Below are 18,922 nucleotides of genomic sequence, written 5' to 3'. Positions count from 1 at the left end.
CCCTGGCCAAGGCGCCTCACCCTTCGGCCGGCAGCGCGACGATGAAGCGGGCACCCTTGATATCGCCGGGCTTGGTGCCGAGGATGTTCTCGGCGGTCAGCGTGCCGCCATGCGCCTCGACGATCTGACGGCTGATCGACAGGCCAAGGCCGGAATTCTGGCCGAAGGCTTCGCCGGCCGGACGGTCAGTGTAGAAGCGCTCGAAGATGCGCTCGATGTTCTCGGCGCGGATACCGGGACCGTTGTCTTCCACGGTCAGGATGTTGAACTTGCCGGAACGCGACAGCGACATCGAGATATGGCCGTGCTCGTCCGGCACGAAGGAGCGGGCATTCTCGATCAGGTTGGTGATGACCTGGCCGAGCCGCAGGTCGTGGCCCTGCACATAATAGCCCTTCACGCCCTGCGGCAGCTTGGCCACCTTGAGCTCCAGCTCCACCGCTTTCTTGTGGTGCGACGCCTCGCGCGAGATGCTGACGAGATCGGAGACGAATTGCTTGAAATCGACGCGCGCGGCGTCGTCGCGCGCCAGTTCGGCATCGAGCCGCGAAGCGTCGGAAATATCGGTGATGAGCCGGTCGAGCCGCCGCACATCGTGCTGGATGACCTCCATGAGCCGAGAGCGCGAGACCTCGTTCTTGGCCAGCGGCAAGGTTTCGACGGCGCTGCGCAGCGAGGTCAGCGGGTTCTTCAGTTCGTGCGAAACATCGGCCGCGAAACTCTCGATCGCCTCGATGCGGGCATAGAGGGCGTTGGTCATGTCACGCACGGCAATCGACAGATTGCCGATCTCGTCCTGGCGCTCGGAAAAATCCGGGATTTCCTCGCGGTTGCGCATCGACCGGCGCACCCGCACCGCCGCCGCGGAAAGCCGGCGCAGCGGGTTGGCGATGGTCGACGCAAGCAGCATCGACAGGATCGCCGTGACCAGCGCCGCCACGCCGAACACGCGCAGGATCGCCTTGCGTTCCGCCGCCACGATCTTATCGATGTCGCCGCCTTCGGTGGACAGCATCAGCACGCCAAGCACCGCGCGGAAACGCTGAATGGGGACCGCGACGGAGACGATCTGCTCACCCTTTTCGCTCACCCGGACGATGGTGGAAGGGCTGCCGGTCAGTGCCTTCACCACCTCCGGAAAGGCGCCGCCATTGCCGCCGGGCTGTTCCTTGTAGACCGGCAGCGAGTGGTTGGAGAAAATGTCGAAGATGAACTTCTGCGCCCGTTCGGCGACGCTCGGTTCCTCCTCGTCGACCGGCGGCAGGTCGTAGCGCAGGATCTGGCCCTTGGAATAGAGGTGCCTGGAATCGAGCAGAAGGTTTGCATCGCGGTCGTAGATGCGGGCGCGCGTGCGCGTTGGCGAGATCAGCCGTCGCAGCACCGGCGCCACGCGCTCGGGATTGATCGGGAAATCAAGATTGTCGAGTTGGTCGGCGGAAGGGCCGATGCTCTCGCCGGCCTGCAATTCCAGCAATTTCTCGGGATCGATGCGGATGGCGTCGGTCTCGACGGTTGCCGAGGCGGCGATGGCGCCGGCGATGATCTCGCCCTGCGTCATCAGGCTCTCGACACGCGCGTCGATGAGGCCGTCGCGGAAAGTGTTGAGATAGAGGATGCCGGTGACCAGCACCGCCAGACCGGCCAGGTTGAGGAAGAGAATGCGGCGGGTGAGGCTGGAGAAGATGTGATGGCCGAGGAAACGGCGCATCGGCACCGTCACCTTCGAGAACATGGCAGGCAGAATGCGCGGCGGCCGCCGCGCGGCCGCTGTCGGCCTGTTCCGCTCCACCTCTACCGCCATCGTATCCCGATCAGCCTCACGCTTCGCGGAATCGGTAGCCGACTCCATAAAGCGTCTCGATCATCTCGAAGTCGTCGTCGACGACCTTGAACTTCTTGCGCAACCGCTTGATGTGGCTGTCGATGGTGCGGTCGTCGACATAGACCTGCTCATCATAAGCCGAATCCATCAGCGCATCACGGCTTTTCACCACGCCCGGCCGCTGTGCCAGCGAATGCAGGATGAGGAACTCGGTGACGGTCAATATCACCGGCTCGCCCTTCCAGGTGCAGGTGTGGCGTTCCTGATCCATCACGAGCTGGCCGCGCTCGAGCGAGCGGGACTGCTGCGTCGGGGCTTTGGCCGCGGCCTCGCGGGCGCTGGTGCGGCGCAAGACGGCGCGCACGCGCTCGACCAGCAGACGCTGCGAGAACGGCTTCTTGATGAAGTCGTCGGCACCCATCTTCAGGCCGAACAGCTCGTCGATCTCGTCGTCCTTGGAGGTCAGGAAGATCACCGGCAGGTCGGTCTTCTGGCGCAACCGGCGCAGAAGCTCCATGCCGTCCATGCGCGGCATCTTGATGTCGAGGATGGCGAGGTTTGGCGGACGCGCCGCCAGGCCTTCCAGCGCCGAGGCACCGTCGGTGTAGGTCTCGACCCGATATCCTTCCGATTCCAGTGCGATCGAAACCGATGTCAGGATGTTGCGGTCGTCGTCGACCAGGGCGATTGTTGCCATTTCAAGCGGCTCCCTCATGGGCGGGCGTCCCTTCGTTCCGTCGGAACGAGCTTTTGCAGGACAAATTAGGTACAAAATGTGGCACGCCGCCAGCCCTCCTACATCGGCTGGGCGCCTATGTCCACAATCGCGCCCTTCGCCGTGCTCTCGCCGCGATAGGACGACACCCGCGCCGTAATGCTTTGGGCGTGACCCCGGCTTTTTTCATATTTAAACGATTTAAACAACTTTCAAATTTTTTAAATCGATTAATGATTTGATATCGTTTGCTTTTTCTGATTTTGGCCTTTTTCCAGGGCTTTACTCATCCTTTCGGCGGACAGCCATCCAAGGCGGCATTCAACAGGGAGAATTATCGATGTCGGAACGCGGCAAGCGTAATCCCGCATGCGGGCTCGACACCATCGGCCTGAAAACGACGGGCATGGTGCGGTACAATTTCGGTGCCGCCGAGCTCTATGAGGAAGCGCTGCGCCGCGGCGAGGCGAAGCTGACCGCGCATGGCGCACTGTTGGCCGAGACCGGCCAACACACCGGTCGTTCGCCCAAGGACAAGTTCGTGGTTCGCGACGCCAAGACCGAAGACAGCGTCTGGTGGGGCAACAACAAGGCGATCACGCCGGCACAGTTCGAGACGCTCTTCGCTGACTTCCTGGCGCATGCGGCCGACAAGGATCTCTACGTGCAGGACCTGGTCGGCGGCGCCGACGCCGAGCTTTGCCTGCCGACCCGCGTGGTGACCGAGTTCGCCTGGCACTCGCTGTTCATCCGCAATCTTCTGATCCGTCCGGAAATGGAAGCGCTTGCCCGCTTCCTGCCGAAGATGACGATCATCGATCTGCCATCCTTCCGCGCCGACCCAGCCCGCCATGGCACCCGTACCGAGACGGTGATCGCGCTCGACCTGACGCGCATGATCGTGCTGATCGGTGGCACCTCCTATGCCGGAGAGATGAAGAAGTCGGTGTTCACCGCCCTCAACTACCTGCTGCCCGAGCAAAGCGTGATGCCGATGCACTGCTCCGCTAATGAAGGGCCCGACGGCGACGCCGCCGTGTTCTTCGGTCTCTCCGGAACCGGCAAGACCACGCTGTCGGCCGATCCGGCGCGCACGCTGATCGGTGACGACGAACATGGCTGGGGCCCGCACGGCATCTTCAATTTCGAGGGCGGCTGCTATGCCAAGACCATCAAGCTCTCGGCCGAAGCGGAGCCTGAAATCTTCGCCACCACGCGCCGCTTCGGCACGGTGCTGGAGAACGTGATCCTCGACGACAACCGCGTGCCGGATTTCGACGACGGGCGGCTCACCGAGAACACGCGTTGCGCCTATCCGCTGAACTTCATTCCCAATGCCAGCGCCAGCGGCCGCGCAAGCCACCCCAAGAACATCATCATGCTGACGGCCGACGCCTTCGGCGTGATGCCGCCGATCGCCCGGCTGACGCCGGCGCAGGCGATGTATCATTTCCTGTCCGGCTATACCGCGAAGGTGGCCGGCACCGAAAAGGGCGTGACCGAGCCGGAAGCGACCTTCTCGACCTGCTTCGGCGCACCCTTCATGCCGCGCCATCCTTCGGAATACGGCAATCTGCTGCGCGAGCTGATCGCCCGGCACGGCGTCACCTGCTGGCTCGTCAACACCGGCTGGACCGGCGGCGCCTATGGCACCGGTCGCCGCATGCCGATCAAGGCGACGCGCGCGCTTCTGGCCGCCGCCCTCAACGGCTCGCTGAACATGGCCAGCTTCCGCACCGACCCGAATTTCGGCTTCGAGGTTCCTGTGACCGTGGACGGCGTCGACGGCGCCATCCTCGATCCGCGCTCGACGTGGGCCGACAAGCCCGCCTATGACCGTCAGGCCGCCAAGCTGGTTGGCATGTTCATCGACAATTTCGGCAAGTTCGAGGACCATGTCGATGCATCGGTGCGTGGTGCTGCGCCACGCGTTCAGGTAGCTGCCGAATAACAGCATTCCGACGCATTTCTCCTCCAGGGCCCGATTGCGATCGGGCCTTTTCTTTTTGGCGCCGCCGCGCCATCACTGGTCAATGGGCAACGAAGATACAATCACCATCAGCCGCGAGGCGGTCATCCATCCGGACGACCTCGAGGAGAGCTTTATCCGCTCCTCGGGTCCCGGTGGGCAGAACGTCAACAAGGTGGCCACCGCCGTGCAGCTGCGCTTCGACGCAGCAGGCGCCACTGGCCTTTCCGAGCGCGTGCGCGACAGGGTGATCCGGATGGCTGGCCAGCGCGCGACCAAGGATGGCGTCATCGTCATCGAGGCCGGCCGTTTCCGCACGCAGGAACAGAACCGCGCCGACGCTAGGACCCGGCTGACGGCACTGGTGGCCAAGGCCGCCGAACCGCCACCACCACCGCGCAAGAAGACGAAGCCGAGCAAGGGCGCGATCGAGCGGCGGCTGAAAAGCAAGGCGGGACGCGCGACCGTCAAGAAGCTGCGCGGCCGGGTTGGCGACGAGTAACAGGCACGTTCCGCAACGTGACTTCACATCGTCGTCTTCGGATGCGAGGTTGGCACTCCCGCAAACAGGCAAGGAGAGGCCTCAATGGGAATTTTCGATTTCGTCAAAGGCGTCGGCAAGAAGCTTGGCATCGGCGGCGACGAGGAAGCAGCGCCTGAAGCCGACGCCCTGAAAAAGGAGCTGGATTCACACAAGCTCGGCACCGACGGCGTCCAGATCGAGGTCAAGGGCGACACCGCCGTACTGAAGGGCGAGGTCAAGGACCAGTCGATCTTCGAAAAGGCGGTGATCGCGGTTGGCAACACGCTGGGTGTGTCGAAGGTGCAGGCCGACGAGTTGAAGGTCGGCACCGACGCCGCCAGCGCCGCACCCGCCAAGGCGCCCGTCTTCTATACGGTCAAGAAGGGCGACAACCTCTGGAAGATCGCCGAGGCGCAATATGGCAAGGGCAATGGCGCCAAGAACCCGCTGATCTTCGAGGCCAACAAGCCGATGCTGACCCATCCCGACAAGATCTATCCCGGCCAGGTTCTGCGTATTCCCGAACTTTCCTGATCAGGGGATCGCTCGGCGATCATCGACGAGACGGCGGCTTTCGGGTCGCCGTTTTTCGTTTCCGGACGCATTGCTATTCTATGAGCGCTACCAGCAACCGGAGCCCGACCATGCTCGTCCTGCCCAAAGGCGTCCGCCATATGCCCGGCTTCCTGCCGCGACCCGCCCAGGAGGCACTGGTCGAGGCGGTGCGCACCGTGGTGCAGGAAGCGCCGCTCTACGTGCCGGCGATGCCGCGCACCGGCAAGGAGATGAGCGTGCGCATGACCAATTGCGGAACACTCGGCTGGGTCACCGACAAGGAGCGCGGCTATCGTTATCAAGCGACGCATCCGGTGACAGGAATGCCCTGGCCACCGATCCCGGAAAGCCTGCTTGCCTTGTGGCGCGAGGTTTCGGGCTATCCGCACCCGCCGGAGGCCTGTCTCGTCAATTTCTACACGGCGGATGCCAAGATGGGCCTGCACCAAGACCGCGACGAACAGGAATTCGACGCGCCCGTCGTCTCGATCTCGCTCGGCGACGATTGCCTGTTTCGCGTCGGCCAACCCAAGCGCGACGGCAAGACCGTTTCATTCAGGCTTAAGTCCGGCGACGTCGTGGTGCTTGGCGGCGAAGGCCGCCTGGCCTTCCACGGCGTCGACAGGATTTATCCCATGACTTCGGCGCTGTTGAAGAATGGCGGCAGGATCAATCTGACGCTGAGGCGGGTGACAGTGCCGTAGCCGAGATGTCAGCGCCAGTTCTCTCTGGACAGGCTCAACCCAGTTCGAGGATGCTGCGGCGGTCGATTCGTTGCTGTGGTGGGCATGGGCAAGACTGGGCGCAACCTCAAACTGGCCCTCCTCATATTGGGTGTGGCTCATCTCATCGGCGCTTGTATCTACAAATACAGCAGCCTCACCGGCATCAGCGGACTGCTCTATGCCGACGGCACGCCCGTCGGCGGCGATTTCATCAATCTGTGGGCGGCAGCCCGCATGGTGCTGTCCGGACACGCGAACGAGATCTACGCCGTCAGCGGCTTCAAGGCTTATCAGGCCACGTTCGTTGGCGGCGCCGATCTGGGACTGCGTCTGTGGGCCTATCCCCCACATTCCCTGCTTCTGATCTGGCCGTTCGGCCTGATCGGCTACTACCCGGCCCTTGCCGTCTGGTCCGTGTTCGGCCTGATATTGCTGTTCGTCGGCGCGCGGCGGTTCGGCTTCGATCGCCTCGAAACCGCGGTTCTGCTCACATCGCCGGCCACGGTCGTGAACCTCTATTATGGCCAGAGCGGCAGCGCCGTCGCAGGGCTCGTCTTGCTGGCGCTGTCGGCGCGAACCAAGCGCGATGCCGTTCCTTCGGCGGCCGCCACAATCCTGACGATCAAACCGCAGGGCGGTTTCCTGCTCCCCCTGCTGTGGGCCGTCGAACGACGCTGGCGGATGATCCTTTGGACGGCGCTGGGAACGGTCCTGTTCGCGGGCTTTTCGGTACTCATGTTCGGCACGGGGCCATGGCGCGACTATCTCGGCGACACCTTGCCGGTCTTGAGCGATCTCGAACGGAACGGCAGCGGGCCGTTCATGGCCATGATCCCCTCCATATTCATGGGCTTGCGCATCGTGACCGGAAACTCCGTCCTCGCCCTGGCGATCCACGCCGCCTTCGCCTGCGGTGTCGGCCTCGTTTTCGCGTGGCGCATCTGGCGTGTCCACGACCCGGAACGCCGCGCCGCACTCCTGTTGCTGGCGACGGTTCTGATCACCCCCTACATCCACAACTACGATCTGGCCCTATTGTTGAGCGGCGCGCTCATCGTGGCGCGGCGGCCGTGGGTGATCGCCAGCGGGCCGCTAAGAGCGGAACTGCCGATCATCCTTGCATGGATGTTGCCGCAGCTCGTGCTTGTTCTCAACATAGCCGGCCTGCCGATCTCCTCGCTGCTGGTTCTCCCGCTTCTTTTCCTGGCTTGATGCGAAGTCCGGCGAGCCGGCGACCAGGATCACAACTTCCGCAGCGCCACTTCTTCGACCAGATGGTTGGCGCCCTTGCGCAGGATGAGGTCGGCGCGGGGGCGCGTCGGCAGGATGTTCTCGCGCAGGTTCTTCAGGTTGATGTTGGCCCACAGCCCTTCCGCGATCGCGCGCGCCGCCGGCTCGGACAGTTGCGAATAGCGGTGGAAGAAGGATTCCGGATTGCGGAACGCGGTTTCGCGCAATCGCATGAAACGGGCGATGTACCATTCATGGATCAGCGCCTCGTCGGCATCGATATAGATTGAGAAATCGAAGAAATCCGACAGGAACGGCACGAACTTGCCGTCCATCGGCAGCCTGCCGGGTTGCAGCACGTTGATGCCTTCGAAGATCAGGATATCGGGCCGATCAATGGTGACATACGCGCCCGGCAAAACGTCATAGGTGAGATGCGAATAGAGCGGCGCGCGCACGTCGCGCTCGCCCGACTTGATCGAGGACAGGAAACGCAGCAGGGCGCCGACATCATAGCTGTCGGGAAAACCCTTGCGTTCCATCAACCGGTCGCGGCGCAGCACCTCGTTGGGCAACAGAAAGCCGTCCGTGGTCACCAGGTCGACTTTCGGGCTCGACGGCCAGCGCGCAAGCAGTTCCTTCAGCACACGTGCCGTGGTCGACTTGCCCACCGCCACCGAACCGGCGATGCCAATAATGTAGGGCGTCTTGACCACGCTTTCCTTGTTGAAGAAAGCTTGGCGCTGGCGAAACAGCATCTGGCTGGATTCGACATGCGCCGAAAGCAGGCGCGACATCGAAAGATAGATGCGCGTCACCTCCTCCAGATCGACCGGGTCGTTCAGCGAACGCAGGCGGCGGATTTCGTCCTCGCCCAGGGTCATCGGTGTGTCGGCGCGGAATTTCGCCCAATCGGCGGCCGAAAAGAAAAGGTAGGGGGAATATTTTTCGGTAGGCGCGAGCTGATCCATCGCGTGTCCCACTCCCTCCAGCATCAGCCCCGCTCTTGCCGCGAGGCCTTCTCGGCAACGCCTGAACGCCCCGTCCGGCGTTCGAGTTCCGCCAGCACCTCGCTTAGCGGAACGTCCGCTAAGCCGAGCACCACCAGCCAATGATAGAGGAGATCGGCGCTTTCCGAAACGAGGGCCTGACGATCGCCCTTGATCGCGGCGATGACCGTTTCGACCGCCTCCTCGCCGAGCTTCTGCGCCGCCTTGTCCATGCCGCGCGCATAAAGCTTCGCCGTCCACGAATCCGGATCGCCGGATCGCGCGCGTTCGCGGATGGTCGCTTCAAGGTCGGACAGCGAAAAGCCAGTCATAATCGCCGTTTAGGACCCTTTGGCGTCCGAGTCGAGTCGTACCGCCAGGCCGGCCGCCGCCATGTGCCGCTTGGCCTCGGCAATGGTGTAGGTGCCGAAGTGGAAGATCGAGGCGGCCAGCACCGCCGTGGCATGGCCGTCGCGAATGCCGGCGACCATGTGATCGAGATTGCCGACGCCACCCGAAGCGATCACCGGCGCGCGCACGGCATCGGCCACGGCGCGCGTCAGCGCGATATCGTAACCGGCCTTGGTGCCGTCGCGATCCATCGAGGTAAGAAGGATTTCGCCAGCGCCGAGATCGACCATTTTGGCGGCGAACTCGACCGCGTCGATGCCGGTCTTCTCGCGTCCACCATGGGTGAAGATTTCCCAGCGATCAGTCTCGCCATGCGCCGACACCTTCTTGGCGTCGATGGCAACGACGATGCACTGATTGCCGAACTTGTCGGCGGCCTCGGCAACAAAGGCCGGGTTCTTCACCGCGGCGGTGTTGATCGACACCTTGTCGGCGCCGGCCAGCAAAAGCTTGCGGATATCGGCCACCTGCCGCACACCGCCACCAACGGTGAGCGGCATGAAACATTGCTCGGCAGTGCGAGCAATGACGTCGAAGATGGTTTCGCGATTGTCGGAAGATGCGGTGATGTCGAGGAAGCAAAGCTCGTCGGCGCCGGCCGCGTCATAGGCCTTGGCTGCCTCGACCGGGTCGCCGGCATCAATGAGATCGACGAAATTCACGCCCTTGACGACGCGGCCGTCCTTGACGTCCAGGCAGGGAATGACACGGGCTTTGAGGGTCATTTGCCTTCCATCGTGGCCAGCAGATCGTTGAGCAGTTGGCCGACCAGCGGCGGCGCTTCCGCCTTGGCGTCGAAGGCCGGATCGTAAGCCGAAATGGTGATGCCCACCACCGACATCTCCTTGGCCATGATGCAGGCGGCACTGCGCAACTGCACGGGGTTGGGCCCGCCGGCGGTCGCATAGCGGTTGACCTGCAATTCGTTCGGATCGTGCACGTCGAGGTCGATATGCAAATGCGTGCGCGCAGCACCAGTCGCCTTCAGCTTGGCAGCTGCGGAGGCGGCCGCGCCGCATTCGGTGCGGATGACCGGCAGGGTCTCAAGCAGCGCCTTTTCATCCGGGTCGAGGTCGCGCGCATTGATCAGCACGGAACGCGACGGATCGATCGGCTTGAACCCCGGAACGGCCGCCGCCATCGGCTTCCAGCAGAGGCCGAGCGCGGTCGAGAACGCCATGCCGTCGAGAAAACCGTAGATCGAGGTTTCCGGCGTGTTGAGATCGCCATGCTGGTCGGCCCAGACGATGGAATCCGCGTCTTCGCCGGCCACGGCACCACAGGCCGTCAGGCAGTTTCCGGTAAGCACGACCGGGAAGCGCCCCTCGTCACGCGCATTACGAACTTTTTCAGCCACTGTGTTGCAGACGGCAAAACCGGTGGCGATCTCGCGGCCCGGCTCCGGCCCGACCTTGTCGATATCCTCGACCTCGACATCGTGACCGGCCAAAGTCAGCGCCTCGACCAGACCGCCGGCTATCAGCGCATCCGGGCCCTGACCGAAGCCGACATGGTAGAGGCCGCTGTCGTAAGGGGCGAGAACGATGGTCAGCTTCACCAGTTGGCCTCCCTGGTCTTGCCCTTGAGGATCGCCAGCGCCTCGGCAGGATCGATGCGGCCATCATAGAGCGCGCGGCCCGAAATGGCACCTTCGAGCTTGCTGGCGTCGGGCATCGTCATGCGCACGATGTCGGCGATGGACGCCAGGCCGCCCGAGGCGATAACCGGGATCGACACCGCTTCGGCAAGATCGATGGTCGAGCCCCAGTTGATGCCGGTCAAAACGCCGTCGCGGTCGATGTCGGTGTAGATGATTGCGGCCACGCCGGCGCCCTCGAACTTCTTTGCCAGTTCGACGACGCCGAGGCTTGAGGCCTCCGCCCAGCCTTCCACAGCCACCTTGCCCCCCCTCGCGTCGATGCCGACGGCCACCTTGCCCGGAAACGCCCGGCAGGCTTCCTTGACCAGTTCGGGATCGCGGACGGCGACCGTGCCGAGGATGACGCGAGCCAGTCCACGGTCCAGCCAGTCCTCGATCTGCGGCAAGGTGCGGATGCCGCCGCCAAGCTGTACCGGATTCTTCGTTGCCTTGAGGATAGCGCCGACAGCGGCGCTGTTGACGCTCTGGCCCTTGAAAGCGCCGTTCAGGTCGACGACGTGCAGCCACTCGAAGCCTTGGTGTTCGAAAGCGCGGGCCTGGTCGGCGGGGTCTTCATTGTAGACGGTAGCGGTGTCCATATCGCCGAGCTTCAGGCGAACGCACTTGCCGTCCTTGAGGTCGATAGCTGGGAAAAGGATCACTTACACGCCCTCGACGATGACGACTTTGCCGACCGACCCGGCCAGCCGATGCTTCAGCGCTTCCTGGTATTCCGGCGAATTGTAGCAGGCCAGCGCCGTCTCGTAGGTCTCGAACTCAATGATCACATGCCGGTTGCCGGTCGGTCCTTCGGGGTCGGTGTTGCGACCGGCGCGAACCAGGAACTTCGCGCCATATTTGGCGAAGGCCATACCATTGGTCTCGATGTACTTCCTGTAGACATCCGGGTCGCGAACATCGACCATCGCCATCCAGTAGCCTTTCTTGGTCACGACGCTCTCCTCACGGCTTCCAGCGCAGGAAATTGGCGATGAGTGCAAGACCCAGTGCCTGGCTCTTTTCGGGATGGAACTGCGTGCCGGCGATGTTGTCGCGTGTCACCGCCGCCGTCACCGGCCCGCCATAGTCGGCCACTGCCAGCACTTCGCCGGCTTTGCTGGCATCGAGATGGTAGGAATGGACGAAATAGGCATGCAGCCCGTCCTGCCCGGTTGGTATGCCGGCAAACAGCGGGTGCTCGCGCTTCAGCTCGATGGTGTTCCAGCCGATTTGCGGGATCTTCAAGGACGGGTCCGACGGCGTGATTTCCTTGACGTCGCCGCCGATCCAGCCGAAGCCCGGCGTCACCGTCTTTTCCAGCCCGCGCTCCGACATCAACTGCATGCCGACGCAGATGCCGAGGAAGGGCCGGCCTCTGGCGATGGCGACCTCCTGCACGGCTTCCCACATGCCGTCGACGGCATGCAGGCCGGCGGCGCAGTCGGCATAGGCGCCGACGCCGGGCAGCACGATGCGGTCGGCGCCGCGCACGCGTTCGGCATCGGCCGTCAGCTCGATTTCAGCCGTTATGCCGGCTTCGCGCGCGGCACGCTCGAAGGCCTTGGTGGCCGAGCGCAGATTGCCCGAGCCGTAGTCGATGATGGCAACGCGCATGTCAGTGTCGTCCGGGATGAGAAAGTCCAAGCGCCATGCCGGTCTGCACCGTACGGGCGGGATTGGCAGCCGGCACGATCGTCGGCAACGGCTCGGTGGCGGCTGCGATACCCTCGTCGCGTCCGAGCCCGAAAGCATAACGCGTCTCGGCATCGGTCAGGTCTTCGGCCTCGACGATGCCCCATTCCGTCCAGCCGGCGCGACGCAGCCCGGCGATCCGAAGCGCCTGGCCTTCCAGTCCGAAATAAAGCGAGACGAGCAATGTCAGCAATGCGCCGGTAAGGCCAAGTCCTCGGCTTTCGCCAAGCGCCGAGAGCACGCCGAGCACAATGATGGCAGCGACAGCGGCGAACCACAGCCGATGCCACAACAGCCATAGCGGCGGCACGATGAACGCGAACCAGGAGAACCCGTCGCGGATCAGCCGCGCCCCTTCCGGCCTCGCGCCGAGGCCGTCGGAAGGCGGCTCCAGAACGACATAGCTGGCCATGGCTACCCCTTCAGCGAACCCTTGGTGGAAGGAACCGTGTCAGGCTGGCGCGGATCGCTTTCCAGCGCCGCCCGCAGGGCACGCGCCACCGCCTTGAAGCAGGTTTCCGCGATATGATGGTTGTTGGCGCCGTAATGATTGGTCACATGCAGCGTGATGCCGGCATGCTGCGACAGCGCCTGGAAGAACTCGCGCACCAGTTCGGTATCGAATGTGCCGATCTTCGGCGCCGAAAAGGCGACGTTCCAGACCAAGAACGGCCGCCCCGAAACGTCGATGGCGGCGCGGGTGAGCGTCTCGTCCATGGCGAGGTCGATCGAGGCATAACGCATGATGCCCCGGCGCTCGCCGAGCGCCTTGGCCAGCGCCTGGCCGATGGCGATGCCGGTGTCCTCGACCGTGTGGTGGTCGTCGATATGCAGGTCGCCCTTGGCCCTGACCGTCATGTCGATCAGCGAGTGGCGCGACAGCTGGTCGAGCATATGGTCGAAAAAACCGACGCCCGTCGAAATATCCGACTTGCCGGTCCCGTCGACATGGACCGACACGGCGATGTCGGTTTCCTTGGTCTTGCGGCTGACTTCGGCTGAACGGGGCGCCATATCTCTTCCTCTTTTCAGGAAAACGAGTGCGTTCTAACAGCATGATCCGGCGATTGCCAGTTGCCAAAACCAACCGCCGGAACATATGCCTGTCGAGTGCCGGTCTGGGTTTGCAAACGGGATGCCGCTTCATACATATGCCGCAACTCAACTCGTGACGCGCCAGTCGCCTTGAAAGGGATCGCGCGGGATCGGAGCAATCGATGTCGAATGAACTTTCCATGCACGCCACCACCATCATCACCGTGCGCAAGGGCGGCAAAGTGGTGATTGCCGGCGACGGCCAGGTGAGCCTCGGCCAGACCATCATGAAGGGCAATGCACGCAAGGTGCGCCGCATCGGCAAGGGCGGCAATGTGATCGCTGGCTTTGCTGGCGCCACCGCCGACGCTTTCACGCTTTTGGAGCGACTGGAAGCCAAGCTGGAGCAATATCCGGACCAGCTGATGCGCGCCAGCGTCGAGCTCGCCAAGGATTGGCGCACCGACCGCTATCTGCGCCGGCTGGAGGCGATGATGCTGGTGGCCGACAAGAACGTTTCGCTGGCGCTGACCGGCAATGGCGACGTGCTGGAGCCGGAACAGGGTGTGATGGCGATCGGCTCGGGCGGCAATTACGCACTGGCCGCGGCGCGCGCGCTGATCGACACCGACAAGGACGCCGAGGAGATCGCCCGCAAGGCCATGCAGATCGCCGCCGACATCTGCGTCTACACCAACCATAATTTCGTCGTCGAAACGCTGGACGCAGCCTAGATCGTGAACTCCCAGATGAGTTCACGATCCGATGTGGCCCCCAGCTACGAATTCCGCCCGCTGACGGACAAGGACATGCCGCTCCTTGCCCGCTGGCTCGCCGAACCGCATGTCGCGGCGTGGTGGGGCGACAAGGAGACGGAGCTGACGGGCATCGCCGAGACCATCGACAGCATCGCGGTCGAACCCTTCATCATCGAGCTCGACGGGCGGCCTATCGGCTTCATCCAGAGCTACGACCCGTATCTCGACGACGGTGAGAACCCCTTTCAGGACCAGCCGACGGGCACGCTGGGCATCGATCAGTTCATCGGCGAGCCTGAACTCGTCGGCAAGGGACACGGCACTCGGCTGATCGGCGAATTCGTGGAGATGCTGTTCGAGGAAGGGGCGCCACGCGTCATTCTCGACCCGGACGCGGCCAATGCGGTTGCAATCAGGGTCTATGAGAAGGTCGGTTTCCGGACGATCCGCCGTTTCAAGACCGCCACCGGCGAAGCGCTTTTGATGGCGCTCGACAATCCCGAAGAAATGGATGCCGAATGACGGCATCGCGCGCCGGAGAGCCGCCGCTTCATCAGCGATTGGCCTGGCCGGCGGGTCTGGCAATTGCTGCCGCACTGATCGCCATCCAGGCGCTGACGTTGCATTTCCAGGGTCACCCCGCGATCTGCACCTGCGGCTATGTCAAGCTCTGGCACGGCGTGGTGGTGAGCTCGGAGAACTCCCAGCACATCACCGACTGGTACACGCCCTCGCACATCATCCACGGCTTCCTGTTCTATGCGCTGGCCAGGTTCCTGTTCCCGCGTTCATCGATCTGGACGAGGCTCGCCTTCGCGCTGCTGATCGAGGGCGGCTGGGAGATCCTGGAAAACAGCCCGATCATCATCGACCGCTACCGCGCCGGCACGATTTCGCTCGACTATTACGGCGATTCCATCGTCAATTCGGTGTCGGATACGCTCGCCATGGTGGTGGGTTTTGTGATGGCACGCTTCCTGCCGGTCTGGCTGGTTGTGTCTATCGCCATTCTGTTCGAGCTGGGCACCGGTTACATGATCCGCGACAACCTGACGCTCAACGTGCTGATGCTGGTCTATCCGCTGGAGGCGGTGAAGGCCTGGCAGGGTGGAGCATGATGACTGGAAGCCTGTTGTGATCAGCGCGGAAACACTCGACAGCGCGGTCACCGAGGGGGTGATCACGGCACAGCAGCGTGACCGGCTCTATGCGCTGGAGCGCGGCAACCCGTTCACCACCGAAGGTGACGCTGAGTCCGACGAAGAAAATCTGCGGCTGATCGGCGGCGGAAACGATCTTTTCGTCACCGTCGGCACGGTCTTGCTGACGGCCGGTTTCTATTTCGTGCTCCACACCCTGCTTCCAGGCCAGCGCTTGTCGGTCGCGGTGCTCATCGCGGCGTTTTCCTGGCTGCTCGCCGAAGTGGTGACGCGCCAGCACCGCATGAAACTGTCGTCGACGGTGCTCAGCCTGTTTTTCGTCGTGTCGTTCACCACCGCGCTCGCGCTGGAAATCCTCGCGCGCTATCCGATCCAGAAACCGGAATCGATCTGGCAGCTATTGGCTCTGCGCCAGCAGGCCTCCAGCGCCGGCTATCTCTTTCTCGGCGGCGTCATGGCGGCGGTCGCGGTCTATTTCTGGCGCTTCAAGGTGCCGATTCTGGCCGGTGTATTCGCGATCGCGGCGACGCTGCTCGCTTTCCTGCAGACCGCGCTGCTGCTTTACGACGGCGTGACCACCGGAGCCGTGGCCCCGCCAAGGCTGGAGGACATGCCGCAACTGATGCGGGCCGCGCTCTACATGCCGCTGATCTGCGGCCTGATCGTGTTCGGCACGGCGGTCGCGCTGGACGTGTTCGACCGAGAGCGGCGCAAGATCTGGTCCGATTGCGCGTTCTGGCTGCATGTCGTGTCGGCGCCGATGCTGGTGCACCCGCTCTTCATCATGGCCACGGGTCAGGATGTCGTGATGGGCCGCATCGAACCCGATGCGAATGCCACGATCATGCTGGCCATCCTCATCATCGCATTCGTCTATGTCGCGCTCGCCATCGACAGGCGCTCGCTGCTGGTGCCGACGCTTGCCTATTTCGGCTCGCTCGGCATCTACTACCTCGTCAATTCCACGGCAAACAGCACGGGCATACCGCCCTTTGCCCTGATCCTGTTGGTCGTCGGCGCGCTGATCATCACCTTCGGTGCCGGCTGGCAGCATATCAGGCGCTTGATCGTAAGCCCTACCCTCCCCACATCCGTGCTCAACAAGCTCCCTCCCATCAAACAAGCGTAGACGTGTCATATTCATGAGCAATTTCTCCCCCCGCGAAATCGTTTCCGAACTCGATCGTTTCATCATCGGCCAGAAAGACGCCAAGCGCGCCGTAGCGATCGCGCTGCGCAACCGCTGGCGCCGCCAGCAGCTGGAAGGCCAGATGCGCGAAGAGGTGATGCCGAAGAACATCCTGATGATCGGCCCGACCGGTGTCGGCAAGACCGAGATCTCGCGCCGTCTGGCCAAGCTCGCAGGCGCCCCCTTCGTCAAGGTCGAGGCAACCAAGTTCACCGAGGTCGGCTATGTCGGCCGCGATGTCGAGCAGATCGTGCGCGACCTGGTCGAGGTCGGCATCGGGCTGATCCGCGAGAAGATGCGCGAGGACGTGAAGGCGCGTGCCCATGTCAACGCCGAGGAGCGCGTGCTTGAGGCTCTGGTCGGCAAGACCGCGTCGCCCGCCACGCGCGACAGCTTCAAGAAAAAGCTGCGCGACGGCGAACTCGACGACAAGGAGATCGAGGTCGAGGTGGCCGATACCGGCACCGGCGGCATGCCCGGCTTCGATATCCCCGGCATGCCGGGTGGCGTCGGCGTGCTCAACATCAACGACATGTTGTCGAAGGCCATGGGCGGCAAGCGCACCAAGACGCGCAAGACCACGGTCAAGGAATCCTACAACCTCCTGATCCAGGACGAGTCCGACAAGCTGCTCGACCAGGACGAGGTGGTGCGCCGCGCCCTGGAAGCGGCCGAGAACGACGGCATCGTCTTCCTCGACGAGATCGACAAGATTGCAGCCCGTTCCGACATTTCCGGCGGCCCCTCGCGCGAAGGCGTGCAGCGGGATCTTCTGCCGCTGGTCGAAGGCACCACGGTGGCGACCAAATACGGACCGGTGAAGACGGACCACATCCTGTTCATCGCGTCAGGCGCATTCCATGTCTCGAAGCCGTCCGACCTGTTGCCGGAACTGCAGGGCCGCCTGCCGATCCGCGTCGAATTGAGAGCGCTGGAGAAGGCCGATTTCGTCCGCATCCTGACCGAGACCGAAGCCAGCCTCATCAAGCAGTATATCGCGCTGATGAAGACGGAAGGCGTCGACCTGGAGTTCACCGACGACGCCATCGATTCATTGGCCGGTATCGCCGTAGATCTCAACGCGACGGTGGAAAACATCGGCGCAAGGCGGTTGCAGACGGTGATGGAGCGCGTGCTGGACGACATTTCCTACGAAGCGCCGGACCGCAACGGCGCCAAGGTGACCATCGACGCCGCCTATGTGCAGAAGCATGTCGGCGATCTGTCGAAGAACACCGACCTGTCGCGCTTCATCCTCTGATCCCGATCGACATGCGTTATCGCGGGCACCCGGCAACCGGGTGCCCGCTGCCTTTTGTGGCGGCCAGTGTGGCCAAATGGAAGCAGGGCGGTACCTTTCGCCGCAAGGGGTCACGAAAGGCTCGACTCGTCATCCGGCTTTTCCTAGAGCAGATTGAACCCCGCGCCCGGCATGGCCCGGGAGGTTCACGACTGGATGGCGCGGCGACTGATTTCGGGCAGCGGCTGATGAAAAAACTGATCTCTCTTTTCCTCGCTTCGGCAGTGACCGTAGCAGCGGTGGCAAGTGGTGCGGCCGCCACATTGGTGCCGGCCGGCAACCGCAATGCCGAGCAGCCGCCGATCCCAGGCTCCTCGGCCAAGCGCACCAAGGCGACCAACACGTCCTTCGACGCCAAATACCGCAAGGTCTACGCCCTGCTGCAGAACGACACCGAGCTGCGCGGCAAGATCAAGAAGGTCGCCGCTGTCTACGGTATCGACCCGATGCACATGGTCGGCGCGCTGGTGGGCGAGCACACCTACAATGTCGGCGCCTACGACCGGCTGCAGACCTACTACGTCAAGGCGATGTCGTATCTGTCCAGCAGGCTGACCTTTGCCTATCAGGGCGAGGATATTTCGGACTTCATCAAGCGGCCGGAATTCGCCAAATGCGCCAGCGAAAGCGGTTCCAACGCGCTGTGGGAATGCCGGGAAGGGGTATGGAACAGCGCCTTCCGCGGCAAGACCGTGGGCGGCACCAGTTTCCCCGACGACCGTTTCGGCGCCACTTTCTTCCAGCCCTATTATGCCGGCCAGACCTTTGGCCTCGGCCAACTCAACCCGCTGACCGCGCTTGAGATGAGCGACATGGTCAACAAGGTGTCGGGCCTGCCCAAACTCGACGTCAGCGACCCGAACCAGATCTACAAGACGATCATGGACCCGGACCTGACGCTGCCTTACGTCGCCGCGATCGTGAAGACCTCGATCCAGGCCTACAAAAACATCGCCGGCTTCGACATTTCGCAGAATCCCGGGGTGACCGCCACGCTCTACAATGTCGGCAATCCGGAAGCCCGTGCTCATGCGCTGAAGGTCGAGAACGAGCGCCGCCGCGCCGCCGGCGAGCCGGAAAAGCTGCCGGAAGAAAATTACTACGGCTGGCTGGTCAACGACAAGCTCGCCGAACTCAAGGCGTTGTTCTAAGCTCAACTGCATCCGCGCCGACATCGGTGCGGGGCGGCTCGTATCGCGCTGATTGGCTT

General features: G+C 63.2%; 22 protein-coding genes. 11 read left to right on the top strand and 11 right to left on the bottom strand.

Features of this window, described 5'->3' with window-relative positions; genetic code table 11:
- Window positions 1-16 precede the first annotated feature (16 nt).
- Window positions 17-1,801 (bottom strand): sensor histidine kinase, encoded by a 1,785-nt coding sequence (locus QFZ88_RS15230; RefSeq protein ID WP_024924268.1) that lies wholly within the window; start codon window positions 1,799-1,801, stop codon window positions 17-19.
- Window positions 1,802-1,817: 16 nt separating this feature from the next.
- Complete coding sequence (locus tag QFZ88_RS15225) at window positions 1,818-2,519, bottom strand: response regulator transcription factor (protein WP_137900309.1); 702 nt, start codon at window positions 2,517-2,519, stop codon at window positions 1,818-1,820.
- A 358-nt stretch (window positions 2,520-2,877) separates the two neighbouring features.
- Between QFZ88_RS15225 and QFZ88_RS15220 the strand changes: the two genes are divergently transcribed.
- The 5 genes from QFZ88_RS15220 to QFZ88_RS15200 all read left to right on the top strand — a co-directional run bounded on the left by QFZ88_RS15220 (window position 2,878) and on the right by QFZ88_RS15200 (window position 7,521).
- Window positions 2,878-4,488, top strand: a complete 1,611-nt coding sequence (locus QFZ88_RS15220) for a phosphoenolpyruvate carboxykinase (RefSeq protein ID WP_024924270.1) — start codon at window positions 2,878-2,880, stop codon at window positions 4,486-4,488.
- An 82-nt stretch (window positions 4,489-4,570) separates the two neighbouring features.
- Complete coding sequence (arfB, locus tag QFZ88_RS15215; RefSeq protein ID WP_024924271.1) at window positions 4,571-5,008, top strand: alternative ribosome rescue aminoacyl-tRNA hydrolase ArfB; 438 nt, start codon at window positions 4,571-4,573, stop codon at window positions 5,006-5,008.
- Window positions 5,009-5,092: 84 nt separating this feature from the next.
- Window positions 5,093-5,563 (top strand): peptidoglycan-binding protein LysM, encoded by a 471-nt coding sequence (lysM, locus tag QFZ88_RS15210; RefSeq protein ID WP_024924272.1) that lies wholly within the window; start codon window positions 5,093-5,095, stop codon window positions 5,561-5,563.
- Window positions 5,564-5,673: 110 nt separating this feature from the next.
- Complete coding sequence (locus tag QFZ88_RS15205) at window positions 5,674-6,288, top strand: alpha-ketoglutarate-dependent dioxygenase AlkB family protein (RefSeq protein ID WP_024924273.1); 615 nt, start codon at window positions 5,674-5,676, stop codon at window positions 6,286-6,288.
- Between the two features lie 84 nt (window positions 6,289-6,372).
- Window positions 6,373-7,521: a glycosyltransferase family 87 protein gene (locus QFZ88_RS15200; protein ID WP_024924274.1), complete on the top strand. Its 1,149-nt coding sequence runs from the start codon at window positions 6,373-6,375 to the stop codon at window positions 7,519-7,521.
- Between the two features lie 29 nt (window positions 7,522-7,550).
- Here QFZ88_RS15200 and coaA read toward each other — a convergent pair whose 3' ends face one another.
- From coaA to hisB, 9 genes are read right to left on the bottom strand one after another with little or no spacing between them, the layout of a single operon-like run.
- The gene (gene coaA, locus QFZ88_RS15195) at window positions 7,551-8,510 is read right to left on the bottom strand and encodes a type I pantothenate kinase (RefSeq protein ID WP_036253378.1); all 960 of its coding nucleotides are present in this window, start codon (window positions 8,508-8,510) and stop codon (window positions 7,551-7,553) included.
- 23 nt (window positions 8,511-8,533) lie between these two features.
- Window positions 8,534-8,860 (bottom strand): phosphoribosyl-ATP diphosphatase, encoded by a 327-nt coding sequence (locus QFZ88_RS15190; RefSeq protein ID WP_024924276.1) that lies wholly within the window; start codon window positions 8,858-8,860, stop codon window positions 8,534-8,536.
- A 9-nt stretch (window positions 8,861-8,869) separates the two neighbouring features.
- Window positions 8,870-9,664 carry an imidazole glycerol phosphate synthase subunit HisF gene (gene hisF / locus QFZ88_RS15185; RefSeq protein ID WP_024924277.1) on the bottom strand — a complete coding sequence of 265 codons (795 nt, stop codon included), beginning with the start codon at window positions 9,662-9,664 and terminating at the stop codon, window positions 8,870-8,872.
- A complete protein-coding gene (locus QFZ88_RS15180) occupies window positions 9,661-10,497 on the bottom strand; it encodes an arginase family protein (protein WP_024924278.1) in 837 nt (278 codons plus the stop codon). The genes hisF and QFZ88_RS15180 overlap by 4 nt, the downstream gene beginning before the upstream one ends.
- Window positions 10,494-11,240 (bottom strand): 1-(5-phosphoribosyl)-5-[(5-phosphoribosylamino)methylideneamino]imidazole-4-carboxamide isomerase, encoded by a 747-nt coding sequence (gene hisA, locus QFZ88_RS15175; RefSeq protein WP_024924279.1) that lies wholly within the window; start codon window positions 11,238-11,240, stop codon window positions 10,494-10,496. The genes QFZ88_RS15180 and hisA overlap by 4 nt, the downstream gene beginning before the upstream one ends.
- A complete protein-coding gene (locus QFZ88_RS15170) occupies window positions 11,241-11,531 on the bottom strand; it encodes a DUF1330 domain-containing protein (protein ID WP_024924280.1) in 291 nt (96 codons plus the stop codon).
- Between the two features lie 10 nt (window positions 11,532-11,541).
- The gene (hisH, locus tag QFZ88_RS15165; RefSeq protein ID WP_024924281.1) at window positions 11,542-12,192 is read right to left on the bottom strand and encodes an imidazole glycerol phosphate synthase subunit HisH; all 651 of its coding nucleotides are present in this window, start codon (window positions 12,190-12,192) and stop codon (window positions 11,542-11,544) included.
- Between the two features lies 1 nt (window position 12,193).
- Window positions 12,194-12,682 carry a DUF2628 domain-containing protein gene (locus tag QFZ88_RS15160; protein ID WP_024924282.1) on the bottom strand — a complete coding sequence of 163 codons (489 nt, stop codon included), beginning with the start codon at window positions 12,680-12,682 and terminating at the stop codon, window positions 12,194-12,196.
- A gap of 2 nt (window positions 12,683-12,684) precedes the next feature.
- Window positions 12,685-13,284 (bottom strand): imidazoleglycerol-phosphate dehydratase HisB, encoded by a 600-nt coding sequence (gene hisB / locus QFZ88_RS15155; protein ID WP_024924283.1) that lies wholly within the window; start codon window positions 13,282-13,284, stop codon window positions 12,685-12,687.
- A gap of 203 nt (window positions 13,285-13,487) precedes the next feature.
- Between hisB and hslV the strand changes: the two genes are divergently transcribed.
- The 6 genes from hslV (at window position 13,488) to QFZ88_RS15125 (ending at window position 18,863) form a co-directional block, all read left to right on the top strand.
- Window positions 13,488-14,039, top strand: a complete 552-nt coding sequence (gene hslV, locus QFZ88_RS15150; RefSeq protein ID WP_024924284.1) for an ATP-dependent protease subunit HslV — start codon at window positions 13,488-13,490, stop codon at window positions 14,037-14,039.
- A gap of 15 nt (window positions 14,040-14,054) precedes the next feature.
- Window positions 14,055-14,585 (top strand): GNAT family N-acetyltransferase, encoded by a 531-nt coding sequence (locus tag QFZ88_RS15145; protein WP_024924285.1) that lies wholly within the window; start codon window positions 14,055-14,057, stop codon window positions 14,583-14,585.
- Window positions 14,582-15,181: a DUF2585 domain-containing protein gene (locus QFZ88_RS15140; RefSeq protein ID WP_024924286.1), complete on the top strand. Its 600-nt coding sequence runs from the start codon at window positions 14,582-14,584 to the stop codon at window positions 15,179-15,181. Before QFZ88_RS15145 ends, QFZ88_RS15140 begins: the two co-directional genes overlap by 4 nt.
- A 16-nt stretch (window positions 15,182-15,197) precedes the next feature.
- Entirely contained in the window at window positions 15,198-16,352 is a 1,155-nt protein-coding gene (locus QFZ88_RS15135) for a hypothetical protein (protein WP_024924287.1), read from the top strand.
- 13 nt (window positions 16,353-16,365) lie between these two features.
- Window positions 16,366-17,673: an ATP-dependent protease ATPase subunit HslU gene (gene hslU / locus QFZ88_RS15130; RefSeq protein WP_024924288.1), complete on the top strand. Its 1,308-nt coding sequence runs from the start codon at window positions 16,366-16,368 to the stop codon at window positions 17,671-17,673.
- A 227-nt stretch (window positions 17,674-17,900) separates the two neighbouring features.
- A complete protein-coding gene (locus tag QFZ88_RS15125; RefSeq protein ID WP_024924289.1) occupies window positions 17,901-18,863 on the top strand; it encodes a DUF1402 family protein in 963 nt (320 codons plus the stop codon).
- Window positions 18,864-18,922: the final 59 nt, after the last annotated feature.

This window comes from Mesorhizobium sp. YL-MeA3-2017, assembly GCF_030814575.1.
GTDB classification, from domain to species: Bacteria; Pseudomonadota; Alphaproteobacteria; order Rhizobiales; family Rhizobiaceae; genus Mesorhizobium; species Mesorhizobium terrae.
Note: the sequence above shows the minus strand (reverse complement) of the source record. Positions and strands in the feature narration are given on the sequence as shown.